The organism is Paraburkholderia solitsugae (assembly GCF_013177695.1).
GTDB lineage: Bacteria > Pseudomonadota > Gammaproteobacteria > Burkholderiales > Burkholderiaceae > Paraburkholderia > Paraburkholderia solitsugae.
Window position 1 is genome coordinate 96,667 of the sequence record NZ_WOEY01000035.1, and the last position, 9,550, is coordinate 106,216.

Consider the following 9,550-nt stretch of genomic DNA (forward strand, 5'->3'; position numbering starts at 1 on the left):
CGGCAGTGACAAACGCAAGGCGTTCGTCACTGCATGGTAGCAGCGGATTCGAGCGGGCCGCCTGGTCTTGCCGCTTGTTTTGCCGCTTATTGCGCGCCGAGCTTCTTGATCAGCACGTCGAGTTGCGCCATTTCATCTTCGGTCAGATCGGTCAGCGGTGCGCGCACCGGACCTGCGCTGTGGCCAACCAGCTTCGCGCCGGCCTTCACGATACTCACCGCATAACCCTGGCGGCGGTTGCGGATCGCCAGATACGGCAGGAAGAATTCGTCGATGAGCTTGCCGACAGTCGCATGATCATCGGCTGAAATCGCGCGATAGAAATCCATCGCGGTCTTCGGAATGAAGTTGAACACGGCCGACGAATACACCGGCACGCCCAGCGCCTTATAAGCCGCGGCGTAGACCTCCGCGGTCGGCAAGCCGCCGAGATACGAGAAGCGGTCACCAAGGCGGCGACGAATCGTCACCATCGCCTCGATTTCACCGACGCCGTCCTTGAAGCCGATCAGGTTCGGGCACCGGTCCGCGAGACGTTCGAGCATATCCGCATTCAACTTCGAATTTGCGCGGTTGTAGACGATCACACCGATGTTCTTCACCGCCTTGCAGACCTGCTCGACGTGCGCGGCAATCCCTTCCTGCGATGCCTCGGTCAGATAGTGCGGCATCAGCAGCACGCCGCTTGCGCCGAGACGCTCGGCTTCCTGTGCGTATTCGATCGCCACGCGCGTCGGGCCGCCCGCGCCGGCAAGAATCGGCACCTTGCCTCTGCAAGTCTCGGTCGCCGTGCGGATCACGTTCGTGTAGTCGCTTTTGGTCAGCGAAAAAAATTCGCCCGTGCCGCCGGCGGCAAACAGCGCGGTCGCGCCGTACGGTGCGAGCCATTCGAGGCGCTCGGCATAGGTATCGGCGCGGAAATCGCCTTGTTCGTCGAAGTCGGTTACCGGAAAGGACAGCAGGCCTTCGGAAACGATCGCTTTGAGTTCTTGAGGTGAGGTCATAGCGTGAATAGCGTCAATTGCGTGAATTGTGGGTTAGAGCGAGCGGCCGCACGGGCCGCGGTTCAGATCATGGGAGACTCAGCGCACCAGACACGGGCGTTTGTTATCGAACTTCCAGTTCGGAATCAGGTACTGCATGGCTACGCCGTCGTCGCGTGCGCCGAGGCCATGTTGCTGATACAGCGCGTGAGCCTTCTCGATCTCGTCCATATCCAGCTCGATACCGAGACCGGCAGCCTGAGGCACCTTGACCTTGCCGCCGACGATCTGCAGCGGCTCACGCGTCAGGCGCTGACCGTCCTGCCAGATCCAGTGCGTGTCGATCGCCGTGATCTTGCCGGGTGCCGCGGCCGCGACATGCGTGAACATCGCGAGCGAAATGTCGAAGTGGTTGTTCGAGTGCGAACCCCAGGTGAGGCCCCACTCGTTGCAGATCTGCGCTACACGCACCGAGCCCTGCATGGTCCAGAAGTGCGGGTCGGCAAGCGGAATATCCACGGACTGCAACTGAATGGCGTGCCCCATCTGACGCCAGTCGGTGGCGATCATGTTGGTCGCCGTCGGCAAACCGGTCGCGCGGCGGAATTCGGCCATCACCTCGCGGCCCGAGTAGCCGTTTTCCGCGCCGCACGGATCTTCCGCATAAGCCAGCACGTCGTGCTGGTCGCGGCACAGGCGCACCGCTTCCGCGAGCGACCATGCGCCATTCGGGTCGAGCGTGACGCGGGCGTGGGGGAAGCGTTCAGCCAGCGCCGTGACCGCTTCGATTTCGGCGTCGCCGGGCAGCACGCCGCCCTTGAGCTTGAAATCGTTGAAGCCATAGCGCGCTTGCGCGGCCTCGGCAAGCCGCACCACCGCTTCGGGTGTCATCGCTTCTTCGGTACGCACGCGCTCCCAATCGTCGCGCCCTTCCGCGCCACTGGCGTAGGGCAGATCGGTTTTATTGCGGTCGCCGATATAGAACAGGTAACCGAGCATTTCCACTTCGTCGCGTTGCTGGCCTTCGCCGAGCAGGGCCGCGACGGGCACGCCCAGATGCTGACCCAGCAGATCGAGCAGCGCGGCTTCGAGCGCGGTCACCGCGTGAATGGTGGTACGCAGATCGAAAGTCTGCAAACCGCGCCCGCCGGCGTCGCGGTCGGCGAACTGCGTGCGTGCCTTGTTCAGGATAGCTTGCAAATTACCGATCGACTGGCCGACGACGAACGGACGCGCGTCGTCGATGGTCTTGCGGATGCTCTCGCCGCCCGGCACTTCGCCGACGCCGGTGTGTCCCGCACTGTCGCGCAGAATGACGATGTTGCGCGTGAAGAACGGGCCATGCGCGCCGCTCAGATTCATCAGCATGCTGTCACGGCCGGCGACGGGCACGACGCGCAGTTCGGTCACGATCGGCGTAGCGTTCGATTGGGATGAGTTCGTGGACATGGTATTGGGCCCAGTTGAGTTAGTGAGCCAGCGAGTGGGAGTTCACGCATTGCATAAGCGCGCTCGGAACTCGTGCCGGACAGAAAGTGGGAAGTGCGCTATTCATAGTCGACGATTTTCGCCAGTCAGTGGGCTTTGCTATGCAAAGACGCCGGCAGCGCGTCGCGGTTCACGCGGCGATTGCGGGTCAGGAAGCCGGCCGCCGCCGCGATCAGCGAAGCCACGCCCAAGGCATACAGACCACCGGTGATAGAGCCGGTGTGCTGCTGCAGATAACCGAAGGCAGCCGGTGCGAAGAATCCGCCGAGGTTGCCGACCGAGTTGATCAGCGCGATGACCGCGGCGGCCACGCGGGCGTCCAGATAACCCTGCGGGATTGGCCAGAAGAGCGAAGACGCTGCCTTGAAACCGATCGCCGAGAAGCAGATGGCCACAAACGACAGTACCGGATTACCCGAAGTCGAGGCGAACAGCCCGCACGCCGCGATGACGAGCGCCACCGCCAGCCACGCCTGCTGGAAACGCCATTTCGCCGACAACACCGCGAAGCAGTACATCGCGACCATGGCGATGAGCCACGGGATGGTATTGAACATGCCGACTTCGAAGTCCGAGAGTCCACCCATCTTGCGGATGATCGTCGGGAGCCAGAAGGTGGCCGCGTAAATGGTCAATTGAATCGCGAAGTACAGGAAGCAAAATAGAAGAATCTGCGGGTCTTTCAGCAGTTTCATCGCGGGCAGATGCGCGCCGCCGTGCGTCTCGCGTTCAGCCTGCTCCGCGGCGATCGAGCTTTCGAGCACGGTCTGCTCTTCAGTTGTCAGCCACGACGCATCGCGAATCCGCGACTTCAGCAGCATCCAGCTGACGCCGCACAGCACGATCGAAAAACCGCCTTCGATGAGAAACATCCATTGCCAGCCGTGCAGGCCAAAGCCGCGAATGGACAGCAGGCTGCCAGTGATCGGCCCGGACAGCACCGACGCAAGTGCGGAGCCCGAGAGAAAAACCGCCACAGCCTTGCCGCGGTCTTTCTGCGGCAGCCATTGGGTGAAGTAAAACACCACACCCGGGAAGAAGCCGGCTTCTGCGATGCCGAGCAGGAATCGCAGCACGTAGAAGGACGTATCGTTCCAGACGAACGCCATGGCGGCCGCGACCAGCCCCCAGGTGCCCATGATGCGGGTCAGCCAGGCGCGCGCGCCGTACTTCTGCATCAACACGTTCGACGGCACCTCGAACAGCGCGTAGCCGACAAAGAACAAACCGCTGCCCAGACCGTAGGCGGCCGCGCCGATGCCCAGATCCGTCTGCATGTGGGAATTGACGAAGCCGATGTTCACGCGATCGATATAGTTCGCGATGAACATGATCAGAAAGAGCGGCAGCACGTGCCGCTTGACCTTCGAGACCGCGGACTCGAGCGTGTCGGCGGCTGGGGTGAGAGCAGATGTCAAGGTTGTCTCCTGTTCCGGTCACTCCGGCGGCCTGACCGAACGCATCGCGGCGCATTCGAGCAGGCCGGCAATCCGGTTTCGAAGTGGTGCCAAAACGCGTGATACGTTGTCTGACGACAGTCTACCCTCTTCTTTCCACCGATTCCAACAAGGTGTTTACCCTGCCGTTCGAGGCACACTCGAGCTATATTCAGGCCACATAGACCGGCAAGAAGCGATCAGCTTGACGTTTCCCAATTAAAAATAGCCACTCAAAATAAGACGTCCGACAACATAATGAATGTGACCCCGGTCGCGCCACCTCAACCCGCCCGGGAGCGCGAGATTCGAGTCGTGATCACTCGGACTGACGCTATGATGGCTATGTCGAACCGTCACATGACGTCATTCGCACACGCAACGTGTGTATTTCCAGCCGATTAGTCAATAAGCCCCAGAAATGAGCAGCCTAACTGAGAAGGTGGTGGCCACCCTTTCCGATGAAATCCGCCGCGGCACCCTGAGGCCGGGCGATCGCATTCCGACAGAAGTCGCCATGATGAAGCAGCTCTCGGTGAGCCGCTCCGTGGTTCGCGAGGCGATCTCGCGCCTGCAAGCGGCTAAAGTGGTCGAGACGCGTCATGGCATCGGCACGTTCGTTCTGGAGCCGGCCACGGATCAGTCGATGCAACTGCCCGCGGCCGACCTGTCCAGCATGCTGGACGTCATGGCGATCATCGAATTTCGTATCGACGTAGAAGCCGCCTCGGCCGCGCTCGCCGCGGCGCGGCGCACCGAGCAGAATCTCAAGCAGATTCGTGCCGCGCTGGAGCGTTTCGAGTCCGAACTCGAGCGAGGAAGTACCGATACGTTAGCGCATGACATCGAGTTTCATCTGCAGATCGCACGCGCGAGCGGTAACCGCTACTTTTTCGATGTGCTCAGTCAGCTCGGCCGCTCGGTGAGCCCGCGCACGCGGCTCGGCTCAGCCGAGATCGCGGCACTCGACCATATTGAAACCCTGCGCAACGTGCTCAGCGAGCATCAGATGATCTATCGGGCCATCGAACGCCAGGACGCCGACGACGCGCGCGCCGCGATGCGCATGCATTTAAGCAATAGCCGCGAGCGACTTCGGCGTGCGCATGAGTTAAGCAAGGCGAGCGGCTGAGCCGAAGGCCCGGCGACACGGCAGCGAACAGGGAGAACGCCGCTGTCGCCGCGCACGGGCGAGACATGGCCGTCGCGGCGCTTGAACGCGGGGCTTCAGATCGGGCTAGCGGTGCGCAGAAGCGACCGCGCTAGCGAACTAATGGGCCGGCGCATGTCCAACCGCAACCGGCTCCTCCACCTCCAACCCCATCAACGCCGAACTCAACGATTTGCCGTGCGCATCAAGCGCAAGCGAGCGCGTCACACCACCGCCGAGCGCATGGCCGAGTACGAAGTTGAACGCGGCGATGTGAGGCAATTCATAACGCACGACCTCGCCACGCACCACGTCGCCCAGATGCGCCTTGACCCGCTCCGGCGTCAACACCGCTCGCAGATGCTCGTAGTGCTTTGCGTCGTAGCAGATGACAGAGATATTCAGCGTATTGCCCTTGTCGCCGGTCCGCGAATGAGCAAGCTCACGTAGTTTCATGTCACGCCTCCACTAGCGAGAATGTCGGCCTGGCATGCTCGCGCGGCAGCAGGACCGATTGCACCGCGACGACTTCGCGCGCTGACTTGGTGACGCCGCCACCGCCCGCCGGGCCGTTCGTGTAAAGCGTCTCCACCTCGTTGCCGATCCGCACGGCTTGCGCCAGCGATTCGGTGCGCCCCGCGACCCGCGCGCGCACCTCATAAGGCTCGGCGTAACCGCCAGCCAGCGTTTCGCCATGCAACGCATTCACGCCGATCAGATCGAAGCGCAATTCACGCGTTTCGACACCGGTCAAGGCAAGCCTCTCCCGCACGATATCGAGTGCAAGCCGGGCCCGCGCCAGCGCACCGGGCCCCCCGTATGAAATCTGCCCTTCGCCGATATAGCCGTCGAAGTAAGCGACCGACACCTTCAGCGTATCGGTACGCGGCGTACCGCGTCCGCCGCTCACGCGAATGCGATCCGGTGCTTCCTGCGCGACACGCACCTGGGTGAAATCGGCCACCACGTCCGGTTGCAGATAGCGCCGCGGATCGTGAATCTCGTAGAGCAGTTGCTCTTTGCAGGTTGCCTCGGTCACCCGCCCGCCGGCCTGCGCGAGCTTGGTGATGACCACCGCGCCGTCCGGCGCGACTTCGGCGAGGGGAAAGCCGAGCCTCGCGAGATCGGGGACGTCCTTGAAGCCCGGATCGGCAAAATAGCCACCGGTGATTTGTCCCGCGCATTCGAGCAGGTGGCCGATCACGGTCGCCTGACCGAGCGTCTGCCAGTCGTCCATCTGCCAGCCGAATTCGTGGATCAGCGGCGCGACGAACAACGACGGATCGGCGACACGTCCGGTCAGGACGATTTGCGCGCCGGCCGCCAGCGCCTCGACAATCGCCGCCGCGCCGAGATACGCATTCGCGGACACGAGGCGCTCCTTGTACGAAGCGACGCTTTCCCCGGACTCCTCGAAGCGGAAATTCCCTTGCCGCACGACGTCGAGTACATCGTCGCCAGTGACGGCGGCAATCTTCACGTCGCCGAGACCGAGCGAGCGCGCGACCTCGGCCGTCTTGCGCGCCGCCGCGAGCGGATTGGCCGCGCCCATGTTCGTGATGATCCGCACGCCGTTGCGTAGTGCAGCGGGGAGCACGGCCCTCATGCGCGTTTCGAGCAACGGGTCGTAGCCGAGTTCAGTATCTTTGCTGCGCGCCTGCTGCGCGATCGCGATGGTGCGTTCGGCGAGGCACTCGAATACGAGGTAGTCGAGCGCGCCGTGTTCCGCCAGTTCGACCGCGGGTTCGATGCGGTCACCGGAATATCCCGCGCCCGCGCCGATTCGTACTGGTCGTCTATGTGGAATGACAATCATGGTGGTCACATCCGTTCAGTCAAGCGGTGCAGTTCACAGTGGGAATATCCCCAGCACGACGCAGGCAATCGTCATCACGATCGAGGCGCCGAACAGCAGAGGGAACGTGAATTTCTGATGGTCGGCGAGATCGATACCGCACAGGCCGACCACGAGGAACGTCGCCGGCGTCAGCGGGCTGACCGGAAAGCCGGTCGTCATCTGGCCGAGTAGCGCGGCCTGGCCAACATGCACAGCGGGCACACCGAGTTGGCCGGCCACTTCGGCAATCACCGGCAGTACGCCGAAGTAAAACGAGTCCGGGTCGAACAGCATGCTCAGCGGCATCGACATCAACCCGAGCGCGACGGGGATATGGCCAGCCATCGCGGGCGGCACGAAGCCGACCGCTGCCTGCGCCATCGCTTTCAGCATGCCGCTGCCTTGCATCACGCCGGTGAACACGCCGGCCGCAAGCAGAATGCCGGCCATCATCAACGCGGCCCGTGCGTGAGCGTCGATCCGCTTACGCTGCATGTCGACGTTCGGATAGTTCACCATCAGCGCAATGCACAACCCGACCATGAACATGATCGCCGGCGGAATCTTCTCGCCCATCACGACCATCGTGCCGAGTACGACCAGCGTCAAGACAATGTTGAACCAGAAGTTTTTCGGCCGGCGCAAGGCTTGCTCCTCGGGCGTCAGCTCGCGTTGCGGCATCGGCACGGAAGCGCTCGCGGCGGTGAGGCCGAGCCGCTTTTCCTCGCGCCGCCCGAGCCAGAACGCCATGCCGAAGACGAACACGAGGCCGATCAACTGCACGGGGATCAGTGGGTTGAACAAGGCCGAAATCGGCAGATGCAACGACGCCGATGCGCGGATCATCGGCCCCGTCCACGGCAGAAAATTGATGCCGGCGGCCATCGACACGGCCGCGGCCAGCACGCGCCGGTCCATCTTCAGGCGATCGTAGAGCGGCAGCATCGCGGGAATCGTGACGAGAAAGCACACCGCGCCGGAACCGTCCAGGTGAATCAGCAGCGCCAGCAACGTGGTGCCCATCACGATCCGCGTGGGCCGCGTACCGACGGCCCGCAGAATGCGGTCGATGATCGGATCGAGCGTGCCGGCGTCGGTGATGGTGCCAAAGTAAAGAATCGCGAACACGAACATTCCGACCACGGGCGCGAGACTCTTGAGCCCGTCGATCACGAACTTGCTTGTCTGAAAGCCGAAACCGCCGATAAGCGACGCCGCAATCGGCACGATGATGAGCGCCACGAGCGGCGACATCCGTTTCGACAGAATCGCGCCGAGCAGCACGACGATGGTAGCCAGCCCCAGCAATGGCAGCATGTGCTTGTCTCCAAGGTTGTTTTTTACTGCGATCCAGCGTAAGTTCGAGGCAACAATAAATCAATTGAAATGAATTGATCGCAGCAATTACAAACCATTATGGATCTGAATCTTCGGGACATCCGCGCCTTCATCGCCGTCGCGCAAACGGGCAGCTTCACGCGTGCGGCGACACGGTTGCACCTGTCACAACCGGCCTTGACGGTACAGATTCGCCGCCTCGAGGAAACGGTGGGCATGCGTCTGTTCGATCGCAACAGCCGCAATGTCGCGCTGACGCCGACCGGCCGCGAACTGCTGCCGCTGTTGCAGAAGTCGCTGCACGATATGGAACATGTGCTGATCGACGCGCGTGCGCTCGGCGACGGAACCAGCGGCACGGTGCGGATCGCGTGCCTGCCGACTTTCGCGGCCAGCGTCTTGCCCGAACTCGTGCAGGAGATGAAGAAGGCGGTGCCGCGTGTGAGCTTCCATGTGCGCGACGTGGTCGCCAGCATGGTCAACACGCTGGTCCGCAATGAGGAGGTCGATCTCGGGCTGACCGGTGGCGAACTGGACGATCCAAGCTTCGAGGTGCTGCACGCGGGCATCGACCGCCTGGTGGCAGTGTTTCCGAAGCGCCACGCGCTGGCACGGCGCCGCCGCATTACGCTGGCCGACCTCGCCGCCGTGCCGCTCGTGTTGACCGCACAAGGCACGAGCGTGCGGGCCGTGGTCGATAGCGCCTTTGCCAACGCCCACTGCGCACCGGAGATCGCCTGTGAGCCGACCTACATGATGAGTGCCGTCGCCATGGTGCGCGCCGGGCTCGGCGTGACCATCCTGCCGGCGTCGGCTCGCGAGGTCAGAGCGGAACCTGAGCTGGTGGTCCGCCCTGTCGACGATCCCGCGTTCACTCGCCCTATCGCCCTCATCAAGAAGCGCGGCAGGACCCTGCCGCCCGTCACGGAAACCTTCGTTGCGGTGTTGATCGACAAGCTCGGCAAGATTTCAGCGTCCGATTGACCTCTATGCGTATTCAATAATTCAATCGACAACTCAACCGGACACCAACAAAGTCTCGTGCAGCATGCCGGGTGAACCGGCTACCCAAGGGAGTCAGGCACGTGTCGAAAGGACAGGTTCTAACCTTGCGCCATCGGCTGTCCCGAGAGTTCCCACTTGCGTTCCTTACTCCATTCGCACGCCCACCGTTTAGTCCCAGCTTTAGCGTCTGAAATTGCTGGAACCCGCATCAGTTGTAGGGTTCGGCAATTTTTTAGTAGTCCTATGTAGCCATGTAATTCACATTATCACCTTGATTTTTCGCGCATGCTTTGCTTTTATTCGTGTTCATGTA

General features: G+C 62.3%; 8 protein-coding genes. 2 read left to right on the top strand and 6 right to left on the bottom strand.

Going from position 1 to position 9,550, the window contains the following annotated elements; translation table 11 throughout:
• Window positions 1-86: 86 nt before the first annotated feature.
• The 3 genes from kdgD to GNZ12_RS09500 form a co-directional block, all read right to left on the bottom strand.
• Window positions 87-1,004: a 5-dehydro-4-deoxyglucarate dehydratase gene (gene kdgD, locus GNZ12_RS09490; protein ID WP_172310097.1), complete on the bottom strand. Its 918-nt coding sequence runs from the start codon at window positions 1,002-1,004 to the stop codon at window positions 87-89.
• Window positions 1,005-1,082: 78 nt separating this feature from the next.
• Window positions 1,083-2,432: a glucarate dehydratase gene (gudD, locus tag GNZ12_RS09495; RefSeq protein WP_172310098.1), complete on the bottom strand. Its 1,350-nt coding sequence runs from the start codon at window positions 2,430-2,432 to the stop codon at window positions 1,083-1,085.
• Window positions 2,433-2,557: 125 nt separating this feature from the next.
• Window positions 2,558-3,889: an MFS transporter gene (locus tag GNZ12_RS09500; RefSeq protein ID WP_172310099.1), complete on the bottom strand. Its 1,332-nt coding sequence runs from the start codon at window positions 3,887-3,889 to the stop codon at window positions 2,558-2,560.
• A 439-nt stretch (window positions 3,890-4,328) separates the two neighbouring features.
• Between GNZ12_RS09500 and GNZ12_RS09505 the strand changes: the two genes are divergently transcribed.
• Window positions 4,329-5,039, top strand: a complete 711-nt coding sequence (locus GNZ12_RS09505) for a FadR/GntR family transcriptional regulator (RefSeq protein ID WP_172310100.1) — start codon at window positions 4,329-4,331, stop codon at window positions 5,037-5,039.
• 138 nt (window positions 5,040-5,177) lie between these two features.
• On the opposite strand, the gene GNZ12_RS09510 is transcribed toward GNZ12_RS09505, so the two are convergent.
• The 3 genes from GNZ12_RS09510 to GNZ12_RS09520 are packed head-to-tail and all read right to left on the bottom strand — an operon-like array spanning window position 5,178 to window position 8,211.
• Window positions 5,178-5,513 carry an AtuA-related protein gene (locus GNZ12_RS09510; protein WP_172310101.1) on the bottom strand — a complete coding sequence of 112 codons (336 nt, stop codon included), beginning with the start codon at window positions 5,511-5,513 and terminating at the stop codon, window positions 5,178-5,180.
• Window position 5,514: 1 nt separating this feature from the next.
• Window positions 5,515-6,873: an acyclic terpene utilization AtuA family protein gene (locus GNZ12_RS09515; RefSeq protein ID WP_172310102.1), complete on the bottom strand. Its 1,359-nt coding sequence runs from the start codon at window positions 6,871-6,873 to the stop codon at window positions 5,515-5,517.
• A 33-nt stretch (window positions 6,874-6,906) separates the two neighbouring features.
• A complete protein-coding gene (locus GNZ12_RS09520) occupies window positions 6,907-8,211 on the bottom strand; it encodes a CitMHS family transporter (RefSeq protein ID WP_172310103.1) in 1,305 nt (434 codons plus the stop codon).
• A 99-nt stretch (window positions 8,212-8,310) separates the two neighbouring features.
• On the opposite strand from GNZ12_RS09520, the gene GNZ12_RS09525 reads away from it, so the two are divergent.
• Window positions 8,311-9,216, top strand: coding sequence for a LysR family transcriptional regulator (locus GNZ12_RS09525; protein ID WP_172310104.1), 906 nt, complete (start codon window positions 8,311-8,313; stop codon window positions 9,214-9,216).
• Window positions 9,217-9,550 lie beyond the last annotated feature (334 nt).

Excerpts from the sequence above, each read along its gene's own strand:
- kdgD (WP_172310097.1), bottom strand. The coding sequence starts at position 1,004 with ATGACCTCACCTCAAGAACTCAAAGCGATCGTTTCCGAAGGCCTGCTG.
- gudD (WP_172310098.1), bottom strand. The coding sequence starts at position 2,432 with ATGTCCACGAACTCATCCCAATCGAACGCTACGCCGATCGTGACCGAA.
- GNZ12_RS09505 (WP_172310100.1), top strand. The coding sequence starts at position 4,329 with ATGAGCAGCCTAACTGAGAAGGTGGTGGCCACCCTTTCCGATGAAATC.
- GNZ12_RS09510 (WP_172310101.1), bottom strand. The coding sequence starts at position 5,513 with ATGAAACTACGTGAGCTTGCTCATTCGCGGACCGGCGACAAGGGCAAT.
- GNZ12_RS09515 (WP_172310102.1), bottom strand. The coding sequence starts at position 6,873 with ATGATTGTCATTCCACATAGACGACCAGTACGAATCGGCGCGGGCGCG.
- GNZ12_RS09520 (WP_172310103.1), bottom strand. The coding sequence starts at position 8,211 with ATGCTGCCATTGCTGGGGCTGGCTACCATCGTCGTGCTGCTCGGCGCG.
- GNZ12_RS09525 (WP_172310104.1), top strand. The coding sequence starts at position 8,311 with ATGGATCTGAATCTTCGGGACATCCGCGCCTTCATCGCCGTCGCGCAA.